General features: G+C 72.6%; 5 protein-coding genes. All 5 read right to left on the bottom strand.

The window, feature by feature from the left end; translation table 11 throughout:
• Positions 1-27: 27 nt before the first annotated feature.
• The 5 genes from ACFYWJ_RS09290 to mftF all read right to left on the bottom strand — a co-directional run bounded on the left by ACFYWJ_RS09290 (position 28) and on the right by mftF (position 25,696).
• Positions 28-3,126, bottom strand: a complete 3,099-nt coding sequence (locus ACFYWJ_RS09290; RefSeq protein WP_355273667.1) for an AMP-binding protein — start codon at positions 3,124-3,126, stop codon at positions 28-30.
• Entirely contained in the window at positions 3,126-20,906 is a 17,781-nt protein-coding gene (locus ACFYWJ_RS09285) for a non-ribosomal peptide synthase/polyketide synthase (protein WP_355273670.1), read from the bottom strand. Before ACFYWJ_RS09285 ends, ACFYWJ_RS09290 begins: the two co-directional genes overlap by 1 nt.
• Positions 20,907-21,375: 469 nt before the next feature.
• Positions 21,376-22,473: a GAF domain-containing protein gene (locus ACFYWJ_RS09280; RefSeq protein ID WP_355273673.1), complete on the bottom strand. Its 1,098-nt coding sequence runs from the start codon at positions 22,471-22,473 to the stop codon at positions 21,376-21,378.
• 384 nt (positions 22,474-22,857) lie between these two features.
• Positions 22,858-24,288 (bottom strand): mycofactocin system GMC family oxidoreductase MftG, encoded by a 1,431-nt coding sequence (mftG, locus tag ACFYWJ_RS09275; RefSeq protein WP_355273676.1) that lies wholly within the window; start codon positions 24,286-24,288, stop codon positions 22,858-22,860.
• A gap of 10 nt (positions 24,289-24,298) precedes the next feature.
• Entirely contained in the window at positions 24,299-25,696 is a 1,398-nt protein-coding gene (mftF, locus tag ACFYWJ_RS09270; protein ID WP_355273679.1) for a mycofactocin biosynthesis glycosyltransferase MftF, read from the bottom strand.
• Between the last annotated feature and the right edge of the window lie 61 nt (positions 25,697-25,757).

Here is a 25,757-nt window from a genome sequence, read left to right as displayed (position 1 = left end):
CGGATTGCCTTCCTGAGGGGGTGGGGGTCAGCTCGCGGCGCGCTCGGCGGGGGTGCTGAGGTCGAACGAGTCGCTCGGGGCGTCGGGGTCGCCGGTGAGCAGACCCAGGGCGCGGGAGAAGCGGCGCAGCAGGGTCGCGGCGGCGCGGTCGTCGAAACGGTCTGTGCTGTATTCGAGTTCGAGGCCGAGATTGCCGTCGGGGTCGGCATGGGCGGAGACGATGAAGTGCACGCCGTCGGCCACCGTCGGCCCGTCGAAGCGCAGGGCGGTGAGTTCGAGGCCGGGAACGCCGAACGCCTCGGCACCGGTGTCGAGGTAGCTCAAGGTCACCGCGCCGAGCGGCCCGGCCAGCGCGCACGACTCGCTGGTCGCCGCGGTGGCCGAGGACACCACGGGATCCGGTTCGGCGCACAGGATCTCGGACAGCGTGGTCGCGCCCGCGACGGCCGTGCCCGCCTGCCAGGCCAGCAGCACCGTCATCGCGGCCCGGACGACCGCGAACGGCGGAACCGCGTGCCGCCGGGACAGTTCGGTGATCCGCGCGCCGATCCCGGCACCGATCCTGGCCCGCATGCTCGCACCGTGGCCGAGCAGCGATTCCAGCGCGCCCACGGTCGCCGCGCCCGCGGCGCCGAGGCGGACGAGCGCGGCGGTGGTGCCGTCGATCTCCCAGCGCGCCAGCTCCCCGGTGCGGAACATCCGCTCCCCCGGAATGCCGAACGGGTTGGCGACGAACCGGTCCGAGGTGGCGCGCGGATCGTCGCGATAGCCGCGAGCCAGCTGCGCGCCGGACAGGTACAGCTCACCGGCGACACCGGGGCTGGTCGGGCGCAGCCGCGCGTCGAGCACGTAGACCCGCCGATTCCATTCCCTGACCCGCACCGGCGGGGGCTCCGGGGTGTCCGCGCCGGGGGCGGCGGGATAGGTGAGGGTGACCGTGGCCTCGGCCCTGCCGTAGTCGTGGTGCAGCCGAGCGCCGGTCACCGCGCCGAAGGCCCGCACCTCGGCCGCGCTGAGCGGCGCGCCGAGGACGACGACGCTGCGCAGCGAGCCGATCGCGGCGCGCAGGCCCGCCCGGTGCACGTGGTCGGTGAACGCGGCCAGCCGCGGCGGCGTGAAATCGGCGGCGGTGACGCCGTAGTCGGCGACCAGGCTCGCTAACCGCACGGGGTCGGGCGGTTCGGTCAGCACGACGGTGGCACCGACCCGCAACGGCAGCACGTAGCCGTGCCATTCGGTCACCTCGCCGATGGCGGCCTGGTGCAGGTACACATCGCGCCCGGTGAACCCGTGCCTGCCCTGCATGCCGGTCAGCCGGTGCACGGCGGCGATGTGGCTGATGGTGATGCCCTGGGTCGCGCCGTGCGGGTACAGCACGAAGGCCGGGTGCTGCGGCAGCACCGGGGTGCGCCGTTCGGCCCTGGTGATCGGCTCGTCGGAATAGTCGGCGAGCGGCACATCGTCGATCACGACGGACGGAATGTCGTACACCGCACCGTGATCGCGCGAGCGCACGGTGAGCACCAGCGCCGGGTTCGCGACCGGCGGCAGCACGGCGGGACTGCTCGCGGTGTCGACCGGCACCACGGCGCCACCGGCCTTGAGCACGGCGTACATCGCCACCACCAGCTCGACCGAGCGCGGAACATCGACCAGCACAGCCGATTCCGGCCCGATGCCGAGCGCGGTCAGGTGCCGGGCCAGCTGGTTGGTGCGCCGGTCCAGGTCACCGTAGGTGATGATCGAGGCCGCGCCGCCCGTGCTCGGGGCGTGCACGACCGCCGGGTCGAAAGGGGTCGCGGCGGCCTGCGCTTCGAACTCGTCGAGCAGCAGCTCACCGGGCAGTCCACCGTGCGGCGCCGCGGTGACCTCGTCGGGGTCGACGCGGCCGACGAACTCGAGTTCGGCGGTCCAGCCGTCGCCCGGCGGCCTGCGCCGCACGAGGTCGCCGGTGGCGAACATCCGGTCGTCCACCGGGCCGATCGGGTTGGCCAGGAAGGTGGCGGCGGTGGCCTGCCGCCCGAGGTACCCGCGCGCCAATTGCACACCGGAGACGTAGAGTTCGCCGATCTCGCCGTCGGGGACCGGGCACAGCTGCTCGTCGAGGATCAGCAGCTCGACATCGTCGGCGGCCGAGCCGAGCGGGACCGACTCGAGGTCGGCGCCGGTCACCTCGTGCGCGACGACCTCGCCCGCGGTCTCCGGCCTGCCGTAGACGTGCCACAGGGTCGCACCGCTCACCGCGCGCAGGGCGGCCGCGGTCTTCGCGGGCAGCGGCGCGCCGCAGCTCAGGACGATTCGCAGCGAGTCGAGCCGTTCCTCGGCGTCGGGCAGCGCGGCGAGCGCGGCGAGCTGCTCGGGATCGAAACAGGCCGCGGTGGCGCCGGTCTCGGCGATCGAGCGGGACAGCGTGTCGCTCGTCGGCAGCACCAGGGTGGCGCCGGTCTGCAGGGCGAGCAGCAGCTCCCCCACGCTCGCCTGCTCGCTCAGCGGCGCGTGCCAGAGCACCGCGTCACCGGGGCCGAGACCGCAGAGGCGCTGCCGCCACACCGAATTCGCCTGGGCGGCACGGTGTCCGACGACCACAGCGCTCGCGCCGGACACGTCGACGATCAGGTAGGCCGGATTGTCCGCGCCGGGCCCGGGCAGGTCGTCGGCGCTGCGATCGGCGGCGGGCTCGGCGTCGATCCCCAGGACCGGGACGCCGGCGGGATGGGCCACCTCCGGCGCGGTGATCACCAGGACGGGCGCGGCGAGGGCGACGGTGCGCTGCCGCACGTCGGCGGGGGCGTCCGGGTCGAGCAGGACGAACGCGCCGCCCGCCGCGATCACCGCGTGCACGGCGACGACCAGGTCGGCCGACCGCGGCAGCGCCACCGCGACCGTGGTCTCCGGCCCGACCCCGCGGGCGGCCAGGCAGACCGCCAGCGCGTCGACCCGTTCGCCCAGCTCGCCGTAGCTGAGCTCGGTCGCGCCGTCGCGCACCGCGACGGCATCGGGATCCTGGCGGATCTGGGTGGTGAAGGCGGCGAGCAACGTGGCGGGATCACGCCTGCGCTCGTCCGCCGGGTCACGCAGCAGCGCGTCGAGCGAGACAGCCGCCGTGACCGAATCCGTGTGCGACATCAGAGTTGTCCTTCCGAGTCGTCAGCCGACCCCGACCGGGCGATCACCGCGGCGGCATCGGTCACCAGTGTTTGCAGAGTGGTGGTGAGTCCGGACGCGCCGAGTGCGGCGAGCACGCCGGGCACCAGCCCGGCCAGCGCGACGTTCACCAGCGCTTCGGGTTTCATCGCGGCGCCCATCGCCTTGCTCACCGCGGTGAGCTTGGCGTCGAGCGTTCCGAACGAGATGGCGTGCTCGCCGTGGGCGAATGCCACGGTCGCCGGCGCGAGCCGAGCCGCCGAGCCGACGAGGCCCGGGAGATCGGCGATGGTGTACGTGCGCGGACGCGGGGTCTTCTCCGCGTCGGTGCGCACATCGATCGCCCGCACGGGGACGGCCGGGTCGGCCGCGACGGCCGCGAGGACCTTGCGGAACCGCTCGGCCAGAATCCGGACGGTCGAGGCGTCGAAAAGGTCGGTGGCGTACCCGAAGTGCACGTCGAGCCCGTCGAGCGCACCGGCCGCGTCGTAGCGCTGCAACGCGGTCAGGTGCAGGTCGAACTTGGCTTCGCCGAGTCCGGGGTCCAGGGTCCGCACGTGCAGGCCGGGGAGTTCGATGCCACCGGGCGGCATGTTCTGGAAGGTGAGCATCACCTGGAACAGCGGGGTGTAGGCGGCCGAGCGGGTCCGGCCCATGGCGTCGACGACCTGCTCGAACGGCACGTCGGCGTGCGCGAGAGCGGCGAGGTCGCGCCGCCTGGCCTGGGCCAGCAGATCGGTGAACGGCGCCCGCGAGTCCACCTCGGTGCGCAGGACGACGGTGTTGACGAACATGCCGACCAGGTCGTCGAGTTCGCGGGCACCGCGTCCGGCCACCGGCGCGCCGATGGTGATGTCGGCGCTGCCGGACTGCTTGGCCAGCAGTACCGCCAGCGCGCTGTGCACCAGGGTGAACAGCGTGGTGCCGTGCTCGCGGGCGACCTCGTCGAGGCGCCGGGTCAGGACCGCGTCGATCTCGAACCGCTCTGCCGCGCCGCGCATCTCGCGCCGGGTGGCGCGGGGGCGGTCGGTGGGCAGCGCGAGCAGTTCGGGTGCGCCGGACAGTTCCCTGGCCCAGTAGGTCAGCTGCTGGGTGAGCACGCTGTCCGGGTCGGCGTCGGTGCCGAGCAGCTCGTGCTGCCAGGCGCTGAAGTCGCCGTACTGGATCTCCAGTGGGGCCCAACCGGGTTCGCGGCCCTCGCTGCGATCGACGTAGGCGCGCACCAGGTCCCGGGTGAGCGGCGCGATCGAGTAGCCGTCGGCGCTGATGTGGTGCACCACGACGACGAGGACGTGGTCGTCCGCGCCGAGCCCGTAGAGCGCCACCCGCACCGGCGGCGCGGCGGTGATGTCGAACGGCTGGGCCACCAGGGCGGTGATCCTGGCCTCGACGTCCGCGGCGGCGACCGGGATCGGCGTGAGTTCGACCGCGGCGGACCAGGCGGGCAGCACCTGCTGGACCGGCCCCGCCGCCGTGTCGGGGTAGCGGGTGCGCAGGGTGTCGTGCCGCGACAGCAGGTCGCCGACCGCCGATCGCAGGGCGGGCAGGTCGAGTTCACCGGTCAGCCGGATGGCGGCCGGGATGTGATAGGCCGCCGACTGCGGTGCCAGCTGGTGCAGCACCCACATGCGCTGCTGCGCGGGCGAGAGGACCGCGGGTCCGTCGCCGGTGCGCCGGGTCAGCGGCGGGCGGGCGAGCGAGCGGTCCAGGCCGCCGAGCCGCTCGGCCAGCGCGGCCACGGTCGGGGCGTCGAACACCTCGGCGACCGGCACCTGCGCGCCGAGCGCGGCACCGAGCCGGGCGGCCAGCCTGGTCGCCATCAGCGAGTTGCCGCCGAGGGCGAAGAAGTCGTCGTCCAGGCCCGCGCTCGCGCAGCCGATCACCTCGGCGAAGGTCCGCGCGACCAGCTGTTCGGCCGCGGTGACCGGCGCGCGGAAGACCGCGTCGCCGAACTCCGGCTCGGGCAGCCGGGCCCGGTCGACCTTGCCGTTGGCATTGAGCGGCAACGACTCCAGCACCACCAGGGCGGCGGGCACCATGTACGCGGGCAGTTCCGCCGCGAGCTCGCCGCGCAGTTCCGCCGCGATCGCCTGCTCGTCGCCGGGCGCGAGATCGGCGACCGCCGCGTAGGCGATCAGCCGCGCCCCGGCCCGCTCGTCGGTCTTGGCGACGGCGACCGCCGCGCGGACACCCTCACACCGCAGCAGCGCGGTCTCGACCTCGCCGAGCTCGATCCGGAAGCCACCGATCTTCACCTGGAAGTCGGCGCGCTCGAGGTACTCCAGGGTGCCGTCGGCGCGCCACCGGACGATGTCGCCGGTGCGGTACATGCGCGAACCGGGCTGTCCCGTCGCCGCGAAGGTGCCGAAGGGGTTGGCGACGAAGCGATCGGCGGTCAGCGCCTGGCGACCGTAGTAGCCACGGGCGAGCTGGTCACCCGCGAGGTACAGCTCACCAGCCACACCGACGGGGACCGGCCGCAGGCGGGCGTCGAGGACGTACAGCGCGCTGTTCCAGGCCGGTGTGCCGATCGGAACGACGTACGAGGGGTCCTGCACCACTTCGTATTCGGTGATCGAGACAGCAGCCTCGGTCGGGCCGTACAGGTTATGCAGGCGGGCACCGGTAGCGCGGGCCCGGAATTCGGTGGCCGTGGCGGCGGGCAGCGCCTCACCGATGGCCAGGACCGCGCGCAGCGACTCCGGCAGGGCCGGTGTGGCCTCGGCGGCCAGCAGCATGCCGACCAGCGACGGCACCGCGTGCAGCACGGTGACGCCGTGCCGGGTCATGGTGTCGCGCAGCCGATCCGGATCGCGTTCGTCGCCGGGCCGGGTGACGACCAGCGCCCCGCCGGCGGTCAGCGGCGACCAGAACTCCCAGACCGACAGGTCGAAGGTGGCCGGGGTCTTGAGCAGCACCCGGTCCGCGCCGGTCATCTCGAAGCGGTCGTGCAGCCAGGCCAGCTGGTTGACGATCGCCGCGTGCGGCACGGCGACACCCTTGGGCAGACCGGTCGACCCCGACGTGAAGATCACGTACGCGGGATGGGCGGGCCGCAGTGGCGCGATGCGCTCGGCATCGGTCACCGGTGCGTCCGAAAGCTCCGACAGCGCGGTGTGATCCAGCTCGAACACCGGCACGTCCACGGTGATCGGCAGCCCGTCGGCGGCGGTGGTGAGCACGCACAGCGGCGCCGCCGTCTCGACGATGTAGGCGATCCGGTCGACCGGGTGATCGGGGTCGATCGGCACGTACGCGCCGCCGGCCCGCACCACGGCGTGCATGGCGATCACCAGGTCCGGCCCGCGCCGCATGGCCAGCACGACCGTGCGTTCCGGGCCGACGCCCTCGGCGATCAGCAGCCGGGCGATCCGGTTCACCCGCGCGTCGAAGGCGGCGTAGTCCAGCGACGTGCCGGTCGCGGCGTCGACCAGGGCGAGCGCGCCGGGGGTGGCGGCCGCCTGCCGCGCGCCGAGCTCGGCCAGGGTGACCGGCTCCACCGGATGCGCGGTGGCGTTCCAGGTGTCGAGCAGCAGCGCGCGGTCGGCGCCGAGCAGATCGAGGTCGCCGATCACGGTTTCCGGTGCGACGGTGACGGATTCGAGGACCCGGCGCAGCTGCCCGGCGAACCGCTCGGCGGTGCCCGCGTCGAACAGGTCGCTCGCGTAGCCGAGCGCCATCTCGATGCCCGCGGGCGCGCCGTCGGCCGAGTAGTGGTCGAGGGCGAACAGGTGCAGATCGAATTGCGCGACACCGGAATCGAATTCGATGTCCGAGATGGTCAGGCCGGGCAGCTCGAGCTGCCCGCGCTCGTGGTTCTGGAACGAGTAGCCGACCTGGAACAGCGGGTGCCTGGCGGTGGAGCGAGCGGGGTTGAGCACCTCCACCAGGCGCTCGAACGGGACGTCGGCGTGCGAGAACGCGGCGATGTCGGCGGTGCGGGCGGCGGCGAGCAGGTCGGTGAACGGCGCGTCGCCTGCGACCGGCGTGCGCAGCACCAGCGTGTTGACGAACATGCCGATGACCTCGTCGAGTTCGGCTTCGCCTCGGCCCGCGTTCGGCGTGCCGACCGCGATGTCGGCGGTCCCCGAGAGCCGGGCCAGCAGGGCGGCGAAGGCCGCGTGCACCACCATGAACAGCGTGGCGCCGCTACCACGGCCGAGGGCGACCAGGGCGGCGTGCAGATCGGCGTCGACGGTGAAGCTCACCTTGTCGCCGCGCAGGCTCTGCCGGGCCGGGCGGGGCCGGTCGGTCGGCAGCGTCAGCTGGTCGGGCAGCCCGGCCAGCTGGGCCTGCCAGTAGCCGACCTGCTGGGCGGCCACGGACTCCGGGTCGGCCTCGTCACCGAGCAGCTCCCGCTGCCACAGCGCGTAGTCGGCGAACTGCACGGCGGGCGGCGTCCAGCCGGGCGCGGTGTCGGCCAGCCGCGCGGTGTAGGCGCGCATCAGGTCCGCGACGAACGGCGCGATCGACGAGCCGTCGGCGGCGATGTGGTGCAGGACCGCGGCGAGCACGTACTCGTGCTCGGCCGCGGCTCCCACCTGGAACAGGCGCAGCCGGACCGGGATCTCGGCGGTGACATCGAAGGTGGTGGCGGCCAGCTCGGCGATCGCGCCGGGCAGGTCGGCCCCGGTCACCACGATCGGTTCGAGCGATGGAACCGCCTGTGCCGCAGGGGTGATCGACTGCACGGGCGCACCGTCGACCTCCGGGTACACCGTCCGCAGCGATTCGTGGCGGGCGACCAGATCGGTCACCGCCGCCCGCAGCGCGGCGACATCGAGGTCGCCGGACAGGCGCAGCGCGAACGGGATGTTGTAGGCGACCGAGGCGCGGTCGAAGCGGTTGAGGAACCACATCCGCTGCTGGGCGGGTGAGAGCGGCAGCTGTTCGGGGCGGGCCCGGCCGACCAGCGCGGGCCGGTCGACCTTCGCCTGCGCGTCCACCGCGGCGGCCAGCTCACCGACGCGCGGCGCCTCGAACAGCGCCCGCACACCGACCCGGCGATCCAGCGCGGAGCCGATCCGGGCGACCGCCTTCGCGGCGAGCAGCGAGCTGCCGCCCAGCGCGAAGAAGTCGTCGTCGGCGCCGACCGGCTGATCGTCGGCGCCGGTGCGGCCGAGCACCTCGGCGTACACGGCGGCGATGATCTCCTCGGTGACCGTGGCCGGCTTGCGGTAGACGGTGGTCTCGAAGACCGGCGCGGGCAGCGCGGCCCGGTCCAGCTTGCCGTTGACGGTCAGCGGGATCCGCTCGACCGGCACGACCGCCGCCGGGAGCATGTGCTCGGGCAGCGTGCGGGCCAGTTCCTGGCGGATGGCCGCCGCGTCGATCCGGCCGGTGTCGGGACCGGCGACCAGGTAGGCCACGATCCGCGGCTCATCGACCAGGTCGGTGCGCACCAGCACCGCGACCTCGCGCGGCGCCACCGAGCTGTGCAGCAGCGCGGCCTCGATCTCGCCGAGCTCGACGCGGAAACCGCGCAGGTTGACCTGCTGATCGGCCCGGCCCAGGTACTCCAGATCGCCGTCGGCGGTCCAGCGGGCCAGGTCGCCCGAGCGGTAGGCGATGCTGCCGGGGGCGCCGTAGGCGTCGGCGACGAACCGGCTCGCGGTGAGGTCGGGCCGGGCCAGGTAGCCGCGCGCCAATTGCGCGCCGGAGACGTAGATCTCGCCGGGCACGCCGACCGGCACCGGCCGCAGGCGCGAATCCAGCACGCGCACCGTCAATCCCGCGAGGGCGCCGCCGATGACGCTGGCCGAACCGGTCTCCGGGGTGATCTCCCGGTAGGAGGCGTGCACCGTGGTCTCGGTGATGCCGTACATGTTCACCAGCCGCGGCGAGCGCGGGTACCTGGCGAACCAGCCGGTCAGCCGCTGCGGTTCCAGCGCCTCACCACCGAAGATCACCGTGCGCAGGGCGTAGTCGCCGGGCGTGGTGGCCAGGTCGGCGGCGATGAGCTGGTAGAACGCGGACGGGGTCTGGTTGAGCACGGTCACCCGCTCCGCCAGCAGCAGCTCGCGGAACTGCTCGGGCGAGCGCGAGGTGTAGTAGTCGACCAGCACGATCGAGCCGCCGGTCAGCAGCGCGCCCCACAGTTCCCAGACCGAGAAGTCGAAGGCGTAGGAGTGGAACATCGTCCACACGTCCGACGGGCCGAAACCGAAGTGGCGCTCGCTGTTGTCCAGCAGCGCGAGCACGTTCGCGTGCGGGATCACCACGCCCTTGGGGCGGCCGGTGGAGCCGGAGGTGTAGATGACGTACGCGGTGTTCGCCGGGACCAGCGGCGCGCGCCGGTCGGTCGCCGACAGCGGCGCGGCCGCGAAGCCGGTCAGGTTCTCGGCGGCGGGGTCGATCACCGGGCCGCCGAACCAATCCCTGGCCAAGCCGGTGGCCGTGTTCGCGATCGCGCACAGCGGGCGGGCGTCGTCGAGGACGTACTCGATGCGGTCGGCCGGGTAGTTCGGGTCGATCGGCAGGTAGCCGCCACCGGCCTTGAGCACGGCCAGCAGCGCGACAGCCAGTTCCACCGAACGCGGAAGGGCAACGGCCACCAGGGTTTCCGGGCCGACCCCGGCCCCGACGAGGCGCCGGGCCAACCGGTTGGACCAGGCGTCGAGCTGGTCGTAGGTGAGCGTGGCGCCCGCGGCCTTCACCGCGATGGCGTGCGGGTGGCGCGCGGCGATCGCGGCGAACCGGTCCAGCATGGTCTCGGCACCGGTGGCGACCGCGTCGCCGGTGGTGGCCCAGTCGTGCAGCATGCGCTGCTGTTCCTCGGCGCTGAGCAGCTGGATGTCACCGACGACGACGGTCGGATCGGCGACCACCGCGGCCAGCACCTGGGTGAACCGGCGAGCCAGCACGGCGATGCTGCCCGCGTCGAACAGGTCGGTGGCGTAGGCGATCTCGATGGCCATGCCGTCGGCGCGGCCGTCGACGTCACCGGCTTCGGTGAGGGTGAACTGCAGGTCGAACTTCGCCACCGCGGCGTCGATGTCGATCGGCGCGACCCGCAGCCCGGCGGCGGTCAGCGCGGGCACGGTGAAGTTCTGCAATACCAGCGCCACCTGGAACAGCGGGTGGCGGTTGCGCGCCCGCGCCGGGTCGACGGCGTCGACGATCTGCTCGAACGGGACGTCCGCGTGCGAGAGGGCGTCGAGGTCGCCGGCCCGCACGGCATCGAGGGTGGTCTCGAACGCGGCGCGCGGGTCGATCTGGCTGCGCAGCACCAGGGTGTTGACGAACATGCCGATCAGCCCGTCGAGAGCGGCCTCGCCGCGACCGGCGACCGGGGTGCCGATGGCGATGTCGCTGCCGCCGGAGAGCCGGGCCAGCAGCACGGCCAGTGCGGCGTGCACGGTGCTGAACAGGGTGGCCTCGTGCTTGCGGGCCAGTTCGCGCAGCTCGCTGTGCAGATCGGAGTCGATCTGGAAGCGGTGCACCCCACCGTGGAAGCTGGACTCGGCCGGGCGGTGCCGGTCGGTCGGCAGCTCCAGCTGCTCCGGCAGACCGGCCAGGCCGCGCCGCCAGAACGCCAGCTGCGCGTGCGCCAGCGAGTCGGGATCGGCGGCGTCGCCGAGGTTCTCGTCCTGCCAGAGCGCGTAGTCGGCGTACTGGATCGGCAGCGGCGCCCAGTCGGGGGCGTGGCCGGCGCGGCGGGCGGCGTAGGCGGTCATCAGGTCGGCCGCCAGCGGGCCGAGGGAGAAGCCGTCGGCGGCGATGTGGTGCACCACCAGCACGAGCACGTGTTCGTCGTCGACCGCGAACAGGGCCGCGCGCAGCGGGATCTCGGCGGTGAGATCGAACCGCACCGCCGCGCGGGACCGCAGCAGCGCGGGCAGTTCGGCCGCGCTGACCGGCTCGGGCCGCAGCGCGACGCGCGCGGCGTCGGCGATCAGCTGGGCGGCGCCGTCGGGGCCGTCCGGGTAGCTGGTGCGCAGGGTCTCGTGCCTGCCGATCAGATCGGCGAGCGCCGCCTCGAGCGCGATGATGTCGAGCTCGCCGGTCAGCCGCAGGGCGACCGGGATGTTGTTCACGGCATCGCCCGAGCCGTCGGCGTCGGCGAGGTAGCGGTTGAGGAACCACATCCGGCGCTGCGCGGCCGAGAGCGGAATCCGCTGCGGGCGTTCACGGGTGGTGAGCTCGACCCGTCGCCCGGTGCCGCGCAGCGCGGTGCAGCGGGCGGCCAGCTCGACGACGGTCGGCGCGTCGAAGAGCAGCCGCACCGGCACCTGGGTGTCGAGCGCGGCGCCGAGGCGGGCCGCCACCTGGGTGGCGTTGAGCGAGTTGCCGCCGAGGGCGAAGAAGTCGTCGTCGAGGCCGACCTCCCGGTCGGCCGGGAAGCCGAGGACCGCGGCGAAGACGCCGGCCACGATCTGCTCCACCTCGGTGACCGGGGCGCGGAAGACCGCGGCCGCGAACACCGGCGCGGGCAGCGCCTTGCGATCCAGCTTGCCGGAGGCGTTGAGCGGGAACTCGTCGAGTTCGACGAAGGCGGCCGGGACCATGTAGGCCGGGAGCGTGCGGGTGAGCGAGGCGCGCACCCCGTCGACGTCGAGGTCGGCGGCGGAGACGAGGTAGGCCACCAGCAGGTCGTCACGGACGACGACCGCCGCCTGCCCGACCTCGGTCAGCCCGCCGAGCGCGGCCTCGATCTCGCCGAGCTCGATCCGCAGACCGCGCAGCTTCACCTGGAAGTCGGTGCGGCCCAGGTATTCCAGCTCGCCGTCGGCGGTCCAGGTGACCAGGTCACCGGTGCGGTACATGCGCTCGCCCGAGGCGAACGGGTCGGCGACGAAGCGGTCGGCGGTCAGGTCGACCCGGCCCGCGTACCCGCGCGCCAGCTGGGCACCCGCCAGATACAGCTCGCCGGGAACGCCGACCGGCACCGGGCGCAGCCTGCCGTCGAGGACGTAGACGCGGGTGTTGTGGACGGGCTCGCCGATCGGCACCGAGACGACGTCGGCCGCGGTCACCTCGTGGAAGGTGACGTCGACGGCGGCCTCGGTCGGCCCGTAGAGGTTGTGCACCGTGGCCCCGGTCAGGGCGTGCAACCGGTGGGCGGGAGCGGGCGACAGGGCCTCACCGGAGGCGAACACCATGCGCAGCGCGGCGCACCGGTGATCACCCGCCGACGCACCGTCGAGGGCCGCGACGAACACCGACAGCATCGACGGAACGAAGTGCGCGACGGTCACCGACTCGGCGTCGATCAGCTCGGCCAGGTAGGCCGGATCGCGATGCCCGTCCGGGCGGGCCAGCACCAGGCGGGCGCCGATCTGCAAGGGCCAGAAGAACTCCCACACCGACACGTCGAAGGTGGCCGGGGTCTTCTGCACCACGGTGTCGGCCGCGGTGAGCCGGTGGGCGTCCTGCATCCACACCAGGCGGTTGACGATCGCGGCGTGCGAGACCACGACGCCCTTGGGCTTGCCGGTCGAGCCGGAGGTGAAGATCAGGTAGGCAGCGTTGGCCGGGGTCAGGGTGGCGAGCCGGTCGGCGTCGGTGATCGGCGCGGCCGGGTAGTCGGTGGTGTCGAGCTGTTCGAGCTCGAGCACCGCGACGGAACTCGTCTCCGGGAGGTCGAGTCCGTCGACGGCGCGGGTGAGCACGCACACCGGCGCGGCCGCGTCGATGACGTGCGCGAGGCGCTCGGCCGGGTGCTCGGGGTCCAGCGGCACGTAGGCGCCGCCCGCGGCGAGCACGGCGTACATCGCGACGACCAGATCGGTCGAGCGGCGGATGCCGAGGGCGACCGTACGATCGGGCCGGACGCCGATCGAGATCAGCAGGCGGGCCAGGCGATGCACCCGCTCGGCGAACTCGCCGTAGGTGAGCGACTCTCCCTCGAAGGTCAGCGCGATCGCGCCCGGGGTGCGCGCGGCCTGCGCCGTGAACAGCGAGACCAGCGTCATCGTCTCGTCGACCGGGTACGCGGTGGCGTTCCAGGTGTCGAGGATCCGGGTGCGCTCGGCGGCACCGAGCAGGTCGATGTCGCCGATCACGACGCTGGGATCGGCGGTCACCGTTTCCAGCACCCGCAGCAGGCGGGTGCCGAAATCTGTGATGGTCTGCGCGTCGAACAGGTCGGTCGCGTACTCGAAGCGGGCGAGCAGGCCGTCGGTGGTCTCGCGCAGCGTCAGCTGCAGGTCGAATTTGGCGGTGTGGGTGTCGATCTCGATCTCGGAGGCGGTCAGGCCGGCCAGTTCGAGTGCGGTCCTGGAGTTGTTCTGGAAGTCGAGCATCACCTGGAACAGCGGGTGCCGGGCGGTGGAGCGCTCGGGGTTGAGCGCCTCGACCAGCCGGTCGAAGGTGACGTCGGTGGCGGCCAGTGCGCGCAGATCGCCGTCGCGGACCGCGCCGACGAGGTCGGCGAAGGTGGCGGCCGGGTCGACCTGGGTGCGCAGCACCAGGGTGTTGACGAACATGCCGACCAGCTCGTCGAGCGCCTGATCGCCGCGAGCGGCCACCGGCGTGCCGATCGAGATGTCCTGCTGTCCCGAGAGTTTCGCCAGGGTGGCGGCGAACGCGGCGTGCAGCACCATGAACAGCGAGGCCTGGGCATCGGCGGCCACGGCGCGCAGCCGCTCGGTGAGCGCGGCGGACACCGCGAAGGTGTGGCGGGCACCGCGACCCGAGGCGACGGCGGGCCGGGGCCGATCGGCGGGCAGCGCGAGCAGATCCGGCAGATCGGCGAGTTCCGCTGTCCAGAACTCGATCTGGCGTGACATCGGCGAGTCCGGGTCGTCCTCGGCGCCGAGGGCGGCGCGCTGCCACAGCGCGAAGTCGGCGTACTGCACGGGCAGTGGCGTCCAGCCCGGCTCGGCACCGGACAGGTGGGCGGCGTAGGCCACCATCACATCCCGGGTCAGCGGCGCGACCGACCAGCCGTCGGCCGCGATGTGGTGCAGGACCAGCACGAGGACGTGCTGCTCGGCGCCGAGGCGCAGCAGGTGCAGGCGGACCGGCGGTTCCTGGTCCACCGCGAACGGCACCGCGGCGAGGGCGCGGACGCGGTCGTCGAGCGCGGCCGGGTCGACGGACTCGGGCTCGAGCGCGATGGTCAGCTGCTCGGCGTCGAGCACCTGCTGGAAGGGGATGCCGTCGACGGCCGGGTAGCGGGTGCGCAGCGCCTCGTGGCGGGCGAAGACGGCGGCGACCGCGGCGGTCATGGCGACGTGGTCGATGGTGCCGGTCAGCCGGATCGCGGCGGCGATGTTGTCGGCGACGGAGTCGGCGTCGAACTGGTTGAGGAACCACATGCGCTGCTGCGCGTAGGACAGCGGAATCCGGTGCGGCCGTTCCCCCGCCACCAGCGGCGGGCGGGTAGCGGTGGTCTCGGCCGAGCCGAGCGCGGCCGCGAGGCCGGTGACCGTCGGCGCTTCGAACAGCGTCTTCAGCGACACCGCGCGGCCGAGCGCGGCACCGAGCCGGGAGGCCACCTGGGTGGCGATCAGCGAGTTGCCGCCGAGGGCGAAGAAGTCGTCGTCGGCGCCGACCCGTTCGACCCCGAGCACCTCGCCGAACACCTGGGCCACCACGGTCTCGGCGCCCGCGGCGGGCGCCCGGAAGGCGCGCGCGGCGAAGACGGGTTCGGGCAGCGCGCGGCGGTCGAGCTTGCCGTTCGGGGTGAGCGGCAGCGCGTCGAGCAGCACGAACGCCGACGGCACCATGTGCGCGGCGAGGGTGCCACGCAGGGTCGCGGTGAGCTCGGCGCCGAGGTCGGCCGATGCCGCGTCCGGCACCACGTAGGCCACCAGCTGGTCACCGCGATGCGCGTCGGCCCGCACCAGGACGACGGCCTGGCGCACCGACGGCTGGGCCAGCAGCGCGGCCTCGATCTCGCCGAGCTCGATCCGGAAACCGCGCAACTTCACCTGGTCGTCGTTGCGGCCCAGGTACTCCAGGGTGCCCGCGTCGGTCCAGCGGACCAGGTCACCGGTGCGGTACATGCGCGCGCCCGGCTCCCACGGGCAGGCGACGAAGCGGCCCGCGGTGAGCGCGGCCCGGCTGCGGTAGCCACGGGCCACCTGCGCGCCGGCGACGTACAGCTCACCGGCGACACCGGCGGGCACCGGCTGCAACCGGTCGTCGAGCACCCACTGCGCGATGCCGCGCAGCGGCGTGCCCAGGGTCAGCGGCGAACCCGCCGTCAGCGGGGCGCTGATATTGGTCGCGACGGTCGTCTCGGACGGACCGTAGGCGTTGACGAACGCGCGGGGCACGGTGCCGCCGGTCCAGCGGGCGACCAGATCGGGCGGGCACGCCTCGCCACCGACCATCACCATCCGCAGGTCGTCGAGCTGTTCGGGATCGAGCACCGCCAGACCGGAGGGGGTCATCAGCGCGTGGGTGACCCGCTCCGCGGCCAGCAGCTGCGCCAGTTCGGCGCCGACGTGGCGGCCCATCGGCGCGATCACCAGCGTGGCGGCCGAATTCACCGCGAGCAGCAGCTCCATCACCGAGATGTCGAACGACGGCGACCCGACCTGCAGCACCCGCGCGTCGGCGGTGCCGAACATGCGCGCGGACTCCTCGGCGGCGAACCCGGCGATGCCGGCCTGGGTCACCAGCACGCCCTTGGGCAGGCCGGTGGAACCGGAGGTGTAGATGACATAGGCCAGGTGCGTGGCGCGCAGCGGCCGCACCCGATCGGCGTCGGTGATCGGATCGCTGGAGCGGGCGGCGCACTCGGCCATCAGCTTCAGCTCGTCGAGCACCAGCCAGTCGGTCGGGCCGGGCAGCGCGGACTGCGCCTCGGACACCGTAAGACCGACTCGCGCGCCGGAATCGGTCACCATATGGGTGATCCGATCGAGCGGGTAGCTCGGATCGACGGGCAGCCAGGCCGCACCGGCCTTGGCGATCGCCCACACGGCGAGCACCGATTCGACGGAGCGCGGAATCCCGACCGCGACGATGTCGTCGGGGCCGACCCCACCGTCCACCAGCACCCTGGCCAGGCGCGAGGACGCCCGGTCGAGTTCCCGGTAGGTGAGGGCACGGTCGCCGTCGGTGACCGCGATCCGGTCCTGGTCGGCCGCGACGGCGGCGTCGAGCAGATCGGGCAGCAGGCCGGTGGCGGTGACGGGCGCGCCGCGCATGCCGGTGAGGCGGGCGTACTCGGCCCGCGACAGCAGCGGCAGTTCGCCGACGGGAGTGGCGGGCGCCGCGACGGCCGCGGCGAGTAGTCGGGTGAACCGCGCGCCCAGCTCGACGATCTCGGCGTCGTCGAACAGGTCGGTGGCGTAGAGGACGACGGCGTCGATGCCCGCGGGTTCGCCTGCGGTGCCGCGCCTTTCGTCGAGGGTGAACTGCAGGTCGAACTTGGTGATGTCGAGTTCGATCTCCCGCACCGACACCGGCGAGCCGCCCAGCTCGAAGCTGGTGTCCAGGCCGGCCTGGAAGTTCAGCGCCACCTGGAACAGCGGATGCCTGGCCTGCGAGCGCGCCGGGTTGACCACGTCGACCAGCCGGTCGAACGGGACGGTGGCGTGCGCGAAGGCCGCCAGGTCGGTCTCGCGGGTGTGCTCGAGCGCGGCGGTGAAACTCGCGGCCGGGTCGATCTCGGTGCGCAGCACGAGCGTATTGACGAACATGCCGATCAGGTCGTCGATCGCCCGGTCGCCGCGGCCCGCGACGCCGGTGCCGATGGCGATGTCGGTGCCGCCGCCGATCCGGGCCAGCAGCACGGCCAGCGCCGTGTGCAGCACCATGAACAGCGACGCGCCCGCCTCGGTGGCCAGCTCGGCCAGCTGCCGGTGCAGTCCGGCGCCGATCGTGAAGCCGGTCCGCGCGCCGCGCAGGCTCGGCGTCACCGGCCGCTGGCGGGCCGACGGCAGTTCCAGCTGATCCGGCAGACCCGCCAGTGTCCGTTCCCAGAAGGCGATTTCGCGCGAGGCCAGCGACTGCGGATCGGTCTCCGCGCCGAGCAGTTCGCGCTGCCACAGGGCGTAGTCGGCGTACTGGACGCTCAACGGCGCCCAGCCGGGTTCGAGCCCGACGGCCGCCGCCTGGTACGCGGCGAGGACATCGCGCACCAGGACCTGGAGCGACACACCGTCGGCCGCGATGTGGTGCAGCACGACCGCCAGCGCGCACTCGCCCGCCGGGTCGGCCGCCTCGCCCGCGACGACGAAGATGCGCGCCCGGAACGGCGCCTCGTGTTCGAGATCGAAACCGGCGGAAGCGAATCGGGCAAGCTCGGCGTCCAGCTCCGCGGCGGCCACCGTGGTCGGTTCGTCGATGCGGACGATCCCGGCGTCCCGCACGACCTGTTCGGCCACCTCGCCGCCGGGCACGTCCACCGCGGGGAACACGGTGCGCAGCGCCTCGTGCCGCTCGACGACCGCGTTCAGCGCCGCGACCAGCGCGGACAGATTCGCGGTGCCGCGCATCCGCACCACGAACGGCATGTTGTAGCCGGGCGCGGACGGATCGAAGCGATTGAGGAACCAGATCCGCTGCTGCGCGGGCGAGAGCGGGATCAGCGCCGGGCGCGGGCCCGCCGCGAGCACCGGCAGCTGAGCGGTGACACCCGCGTCGGCGCGCTCGGCGACCGCGGCGGCGAGCCGGGCAGGCGTGGTCGCGCCGAACAGGTCGCGGACTCCGAGCCGGAGACCGAGATCGGCGCCGAGCCGGGCCGCCACCTGGGTGGCGACCAGGCTGTTGCCGCCCAGGGCGAAGAAGTCGTCGTCGCGGCCGACCCGGTCCAGGCCGAGCACCTCGCCGAACACCCTGGCCACCGACTGTTCCACCGGCCCGACGGGTTCGGCGTAGGCGACGACGACGCGGGCGGGCGCGGGCAACGCCTTGCGGTCGAGCTTGCCGGAGGCGTTCACCGGCAGCGCGTCGAGCAGCACGAACGCGGCGGGCACCATGTACGCGGGCAGCGCGCGCAGCGCGGCCTCGCGCAGCAGGTCCACCGCGACCGCGCCCGGCTCGGCCTCCACCACATAGGCGACCAGCTGTTCGCCGACACCCGCGTCGTCGCGCACGACGACGACGGCGCGCACCGCGCCCTCCACTCCTTCGAGCACGGCCTCGATCTCGCCGAGCTCGATCCGCAGACCGCGCAGTTTCACCTGGAAATCGGTGCGGCCCAGGTATTCCAGTTCACCGTGGGTGGTCCAGCGGACCAGGTCGCCGGTGCGGTACATCCGCTCGCCCGGCGCGCCGAGATCGGCGACGAACCGCCCGGCGGTGAGCTCGGGCCGTCCGACGTAACCCCGGGCGAGCTGTACCCCCGACAGATACAGCTCACCCGGAGCCCCGACCGGTACCGGCCGCAGCCGCGAGTCGAGAACATGGAGCCGGGTGTTGAACACCGGCGCGCCGATCGGCACCGTGGAACGGTCCGCGTCGTTCACCTCGTGGAAGGTGACGTCGACCGCGGCCTCGGTCGGGCCGTAGAGATTGTGCAGCCGCGCGCCGGTGAGCAGCCGCAGCCGCTGCGCCAGGGCGGCGGGCAGCGCCTCGCCGGAAGCGAAGACCAGCCGCAGCGAGGTGCGCTCGGCGATCTCCTGCTGCGCCAGAAAGGCTTCCAGCATCGAGGGCACGAAATGGGCGACGGTGACGCCGTATTCGGCGATCACACCGCGCAGGTAGCCGGGATCGCGATGGCCGTCGGGCTCGGCGAGCAGCAGCGTCGCGCCGATCTGCAAGGGCCAGAAGAACTCCCACACCGAGACGTCGAAGGTCATCGGGGTCTTCTGCAACACCACGTCGACCCCGTGCAGCCGGTAGGCCTGCTGCATCCACACCAGCCGGTTGACGATCGCGGCGTGCTCGACCGCGACGCCCTTGGGCAGACCGGTGGAGCCGGAGGTGAAGATGACGTAGGCGGGATGCCCCGGACGCAGCGGCGCGGTGCGCTCGGCGTCGGTCAGCGGCGCGTCGGCGTAACCGGTGAGGTCGAGCGCGTCCACGGCCAGCACCGGCAGCGCGTCGGCGCCGGGCGCGCCGTCGCGCGTGGTGGTGAGGACCACGGCCGGGGCGGCGGTGGCCAGGATGTGCGCGATCCGCTCGGCCGGGTGATCCGGGTCGATCGGAACGTAGGCCGCGCCGGCGGCGAGCACCGCGTACATGGCGACGACCAGCTCCGGCGACCGCCGGATGCTCAGCGCCACCAGCGCTTCCGGGCCGATCCCGTCGGCGCGCAGCCGCCGGGCGAGCCGGTGCACCCGCTGCGCGAGTTCGCGGTAGGTCAGGGTCGCGGTGTCGTCACCCGCCATCCGCACGGCGACGTCGTCGGGGGTGCGGGCGACCTGGGCCTCGAACAGCGCGGGCAGCGTCGCGGCCGGCACCGCGCGCTCGGCCAGGGCAGCAGCGACGTCGAAGCCGGTCGCGTTCCAGATCTTGGTGCTGACCTGCAATTCCAGCTCGGTCGCGACCTCGATCGCGCCGATCGCGGTGTCCAGGTCGGCGGCGGCGAGACGTTCGAGGAAACCGAGGAAGCGGGAGTGGTGCCGGGCCAGCGTGTCCGGGTCGTAGAGGTGCGGGTTGGCCTCGAAGTCGACGTGCACGCGATCGCGGTCGCCGTAGTAGACGTTGAGGCTCAGGTCCTCGATCGGGCCGGTGGACAGCACCCGGTAGCGGCCGGTGGTGGTGCCGAGGGTGAGGTCGCTGCGGAAGAGCATGAAGTTGGCGAGCGGGCCGAACAGCGCGCGCCGGGCGGGGCGGCCGTCGTCCTCGGCGTCGCGGCGGATGTCCTCGGCGCGGTAGCGCTGATGCCGCAGCGCGCCCGCCACCTCGACGCGGGCCGCGCGCAGCAGCTCACCCCAGGTGGTGGCCGCGCCCGCCGCGCCGGTGGGCAGGCGCAGCGGGACGATATTGGACAGCATGCCCGCCGAGCGGCGCATCACCGCGGTGGTGCGCGCGGTGACGGGCAGGCTGAGCACCGCGTCCGGGCGGTCGGTGAGCCGGCCGAGGTAGGCCGCGAAGGCCGCGAGCAGCACCGCGGAGATGGTCGAATCATCGCTGGCGGCAATGGTTTCCAGCCGGTCGACGAGCTTCTCCGAGAGCCGTCCACCGGTCACCAGGTTGATCGCGGCGCGGGGCGCGGTCCGGCTGTCGAGGCTGGTCGGGCTGTCCAGGCCGGCGATGCGCTCGGCCCAGTGCTCGCGGTCGTTGGCGAAGCGGGTGCTCTCGCGGTAGCGCTGTTCGCCGTCGACGAGCTCGGCCAGGTCGCCGGGAACCGCCGCCTTGGCCTCGGTTCCGAGGAGCCGGGCGGTGTAGAGCTCGGCGATGCGCTGGGAGTTGGTGAAGGCGCCGTAGCCGTCGAGCACGATGTGATGTCCGCGCAGGTACCAGAACCAGCGGGCCTCGCCGACGCGCAGCACCGCGCCCGCCACCAGGCGATCGGTGAGCAGGTCGAGCGGCGCGCCGAATTCCGCGCGCATCCACTCGTGCGCGGCGGCGACGGGGTCGTCGTGGTGGCGCAGATCGATCAGCGGCAGTTCGCTCTCGACCGGGATGGTGTGGTCGACGACCTGGTAAGGGACACCGTCGGATTCGCCGATGCGCACCAGCGGGGAACCGTAGGCGTGCGCGGCCTCGGCCGTGACCTGTTGCAGCACAGCCGCATCCAGTTCACCGGTGATGTCGACGTACTGGGCGATGGTGATCGGGACCTCGGGGTCGAGCAGCTGCGCGTACCAGACTCCCAGCTGGGCCGGTGTCAGCGGGAACGGTGCCGACGCCGTGGCGGCGACCTCCGCTTCCTGCGGTCGCGCGCTGAACCCACCCAACTCCGTACCGTGCACCAGAGCCTCCTCGAATCGCGAAAAAAAGCAGAGGCGAACCGTTTTCGGGCAGCACGAAGACACCTAGGTACTCCGTGGAGCGAGAAATTCGCCTATGAGCGCGGTGGGCGCAACCGCCCCACCCGCGCAGGATCCCCGACAGATCATGTGGACGAGATCGACGGTCCTCCTGGACCGCCGGCGCGACGAACCGGTCTGTCCGCCGCGGGGTGCCTAGCTGTTGATCGTTCCTCCAACATCGCGGCCGCGGCCCGAACCTCGCGCCTCGGCTATGTCACTTACATCACATGGCTACCTGTCCATGCATTGCAGACACTAGGCGGTCAGTTAATAAAAAGGAACTTTTTCCGATAAAAAACTCGGACAAACGTCCAGTCTCTCCGGGGAGGTTGCCACGACCTGGGCATCAGTGTGTGCCACACCACATCTTCGGCAGATGTGTGAGCTACCACACTTTCAGAACGGGAGACTATGAGCCGAAACGTTGCATCTGCGTTGCATCGGTACCGAGGCGCCGATCGAGCACCCGGATCTTGGCCTCGATCTGCGCATACAGGGGCGAATCGCGGTCGACGGTGGACCGGTACGCGGCCCACGCGGCGGCGTCGTCGCGGCCTTCCGGGCCCGCGGTCCACCGGCGCAGCACGCCGGGATCGGCGGAAGCGAGCACCGCGGTGCGCAACCGCACCCGAAGCTCGTCGCGGATGTCGCAGATGCCCGGAGCCGACGATCTCGGGAGCACCGGACCGGCGTACAAGCGCAATGCGGATTCGATATCACCGGAGTCGAGCGCGGCCCGCAGGGCCTCCACATCGGTTGCGACATGGACGCGCAGACGGTAGGGGCGCGATCCGACGACCGACGCGCCGATCACCGACCGCAGGCGCGACATCGCCGCGCGGATGGTGCCGTTGTCCAGATCGGTGTCGTCGAGCAGCAGCGCCAGATGATCGGCGCCGAGCCCCTCGGGATGTTCGGTGAGCAACAGCAGGATCTCGGCGTGCCGCTGGGACAGCGACACCCGCTCCCCCGCCACCGTCAATTGCGGCTGGCCGAGTCCGAGGACCTCGAGTCCGAGCCGGGCCGGTTCGCTATCGGCGGCCTGCTGGCCGGCGCGGTCGGGCTCGGCCGCGGGCACCCCGCGACCCGCGCGCATCGCCCGCAGCACCAGATCCATCTCGGCCGCCGTCGCCGCGGCCTTGACCAGAGCGAGGATTTCAGGCTTGGCCACCCGCATCCCGCCGGCAATCATCAGCACGCCGATCAACCGGCCGTCCGGCTCGTGCACTGGCGCCGCCGCGCCGGTGATCTGATGCATGCGATGGAGGAAATGTTCGGGTCCGTGAATCCACGTCGCCCGGCCGGTGCGCACGACGAGACCGACCGCGTTCGTCCCGATCCGGCGCTCGCTCAGATCGTCGCCTTCGCGCACGCCGATCTCGGCGGCGGCGTCGACCTGTTCCGGATGACCGTGCACCGACAGCACCCGGCCGAACTGGTCGGCGACCGTCACGATCAGTCCGGCCCGCGCCGCGTCCTGGACCAGCAGTTTGTCGATGAGTGGCATCAGCGCGGCAATGGGATGAGCATCCCGGTAACGCACCAGATCGGCACCACGAAGACCGCGACCGTCGAGTATGTCCGTCGGATCGATTCCACCACGCGTACTGCGCAGCCAGGACTCGAGAACGAGCGGACGCAACAGGCCGGCCAGCTGGGTCAGCTGGTCACCACCGGCACTGAGAAAACCATGGGCCTGTGCGGCATAGGCTTCCAGAGCTCCGAGCTGTGCGCCCGACTCTGCTGCCTGCCGTGGGGGCCGCCCACCTGCGAGATTGCTGACCATTTGCCTTTCTTTCCCGCTACAAACTGTACCGGTGAGTTATCGGCAGCCTCGTCAGAAGTGTGGGTTTGTCCCGCAGGTCACATTGTGGTAGCAGATGTCACTTCGTCACACCCGGTGTCGACGGGCTATCACTGTGGCGAGCAGCACTGTCGCGGCCTGTGGGCCGCGGCCCAACGGGACGGGCACGATCGACAGATCGGCCACGGTCAGGCCCGCGATGCCGTGTACCCGGCCGTGGTCGTCGACCACGGCGCGCGGGTCGTCGGCGGTGCCCATCCGGCAGGTGCCCGAAAGGTGCTGGGACGTCCCCAGATGCGAGCGTAGCCAGGCGTCGTCGATGGTGCCGAGCGGCCGGTCGAGGATCCGCGCGGCGACCTCGACCCCGGCGCGCAGCCGGTCGCGGTCGGCGGCGGCGCGCAGATACCCCTGGTCGATCCGGGCGGGCACGGCCGGGTCGGCGGAGCCGAGGGTGAGCGTGCCGGTCGACTCCGGACGCATCAGCGCGACGCCGAGCCTGCGCAGGCCCGGCGTGAACATCGGGGTATACGGACGCAGTTCGAGGTCGCCGAGTTCCAGGACGTATTCGAGGGCGACCGTGCTCGTCGCCGGCGCGGGGCCCGGGTACTCGACGCCGATCTCCGGATGATCGGTGCACCACCGCCCCACCGGCGCGGGCAGCACCACCGGCACGCCGAGCGAACGCAGCAGTGGTTCCGGGCCGATGCCCGAGCGGAGCAGCAGCGCGGCCGATTCCACCGCGCCCGCGCACAGGATCACCCGGTCGGCGTAGGCCGTGCCGCGTTCGCGACCGCGCGCCCACTCGACGCCGACCACCTCGGCACCGCGCACCACCAGACGGGTCACCATCGTCGCGCCCGCGATCGTGAGGTTCGGGCGGGCGAGCGCGGGATAGAGATGGGTGAACGCGGGGCCCGCCCGGCGACCGTACGCGATCGCCAGCGGCACGCGTCCGAAGCCCACCGCACCCGGTGGGTGGCCGGGAATCTCGACCGGGGGGCGCGCTTCGGGGCGGGCGTTCAGGTCGGCGATCTCCGTGAAACCCATCGCCGCGCACCGCGCAGCGAAGTCCACGCTGACCGGAGCCGGGTCGGCCGTGCGGCGGATCGGGATCGGGCCCCTGGCGCCATGATCGGGCGCGGCGCCGAAATCGTGGTCGGTCTCCACGTCGCGGAGAAAGGGCAGCACGGCGTCGAACGACCAGCGCGCGCTCCCGGCCGCCGCGCTCCACGCCGCGAAGTCGGCGGCGGGCGGCCGGACGAAGTAGCTGCCGTTGATCGCGCCCGAACCACCGATCAGCTTGCCCCGCACGAGATCTCCCGGGTACCGCCACACCACCGCGGATTCCGGGCCGACCGGCAGGTGGCCAGGATCGAGCAGCCGAGCGGGTACCTCGGCGGCCGACGCCCAGACCGGTCCGGCCTCCAGCACCCGCACCGTACGCGCGGGGTCGGCGCTGAGCTCGGCCGCGACCACACAGCCCGCCGACCCGGCGCCGACGACGAGAGTGTCCGTCACGCGGGCGAACTCAGCGCGGGGGCACGCTCGGCTTGAGCGCCTCGAAGCTGCGGGCCCTGATCACGCCGAGCCACAGGCCGCTGCCGTAGGCCACATCGTCGAGCCGCTTGTAGGCGACGTACCGCACCGGGTCGAGGCCGCCCGCGTCACGGTGGGTGAACCAGTCGGCCAGACCGTCGGCCAGCGCCATGGTGATCGCGATCTTGCGGATCCGCCGCGAGGCGAGCACCGCGATCAGGGTCACCGGCCAGTAGTCCCGGCACATCGCCGAAGCCAGCCGCCACATCCCGGCGAAATAACCGCGCGCCAGATACACCGCCGCGATGCGTGTCGGATTGTCCAGTTCGGTGAACACCCGCCGCATCCGGACGAGCGCGGTGGCCAGCGTGACCAGCCCGCCGAGCAGGCCCCACTTGGACAGCGTCGCGAACAGGATGCTCGCCAGCACCGTCCAGGTCGGTACCGACAGCGGCGTGACCATGCCCGCGTGCCGCTTACTCAGCGGCGCGGCACCGGTGCCGTAGAACAGCCGGCGGCCGAACCACGCGCGGAAGGCCACCCGGTGATCGTGGGCGACGTGCGCGGCGGGCTCGTAGCGCAGCCGCCAGCCCGTCCGTTCCAGCCGCCAGCACAGGTCGACGTCCTCGGCCACCTGCATCGACTCGTCGAAGCCGCCCTCGCCGAGCAGCGCGGCGCGCCGGGTCAGCAGGGCCGCGCTCGGGACGTAGGACACGACACCGCGCGCGTGCACCGCGGACTCGCGCCTGCCCAGATCGAGCGAGGACCGGGTGTGCTCGTAGCGGGCCAGCGCGTTGGATTCCTTGTCCAGCGCGACGATCCGCGGCGCGACCAGCGCCACCTGCGGATCGCTGAAGTGCCCGAGCATGACCTCGAGCCAGCCGCTGCGCGGCACCACATCGGAGTCCAGGAACGCGACGAAGCCCGTTGTCGCCGCCCGTAATCCGGCATTGCGGGCGGCGGCCGGGCCGAGCGGGGACTCGTGCCGCAGCACGGTCACCTGCCCGCGGCCCTGCCGGGGCGGGATCAGCACCGGCTCGTCGGAACCGTCGTCGACGACGATCACGTTGTGCCCACGCAGGGTGGCCAGCAGCCGCATCAGCCCGTCGGCGTTGTTGTACAGCGGGATGACGACGGTGACGTCGTCGAGCGAGGGCAGCAGTCGCGGCCGCGGGTTCGCCACGCCGGAATCGAGCAGCCGGCGGGCGACGATCGCGGACTTGGTGTCGGTCACCTCCAGGTACCCGTCGCCGATCAGCTCGGCGGCCTCCGGGGCCAGGCGCATGATCCGCGCGGGAGATCCACCGATCAGGATCCGACCCCCGGAAAATGCGCGTACCCGTGGATCGATCCGTACCCCGAAGCCGTCGGGCAGACGATCATGGCGCATTCCTCGCATGCTATTCGCACTCGAGCTCGCAGACATCATCACCCCACAAAAAAGGAGGAAA

The organism is Nocardia sp. NPDC003269 (assembly GCF_042888005.1).
Lineage (GTDB): Bacteria > Actinomycetota > Actinomycetes > Mycobacteriales > Mycobacteriaceae > Nocardia.
The sequence above is the reverse complement of the archived record's forward strand: the minus strand, read 5'-3'. Positions and strand labels throughout refer to the sequence as shown.

Excerpts from the sequence above, each read along its gene's own strand:
- ACFYWJ_RS09290 (WP_355273667.1), bottom strand. The coding sequence starts at position 3,126 with ATGTCGCACACGGATTCGGTCACGGCGGCTGTCTCGCTCGACGCGCTG.
- ACFYWJ_RS09280 (WP_355273673.1), bottom strand. The coding sequence starts at position 22,473 with ATGCCACTCATCGACAAACTGCTGGTCCAGGACGCGGCGCGGGCCGGA.
- mftF (WP_355273679.1), bottom strand. The coding sequence starts at position 25,696 with ATGCGCCATGATCGTCTGCCCGACGGCTTCGGGGTACGGATCGATCCA.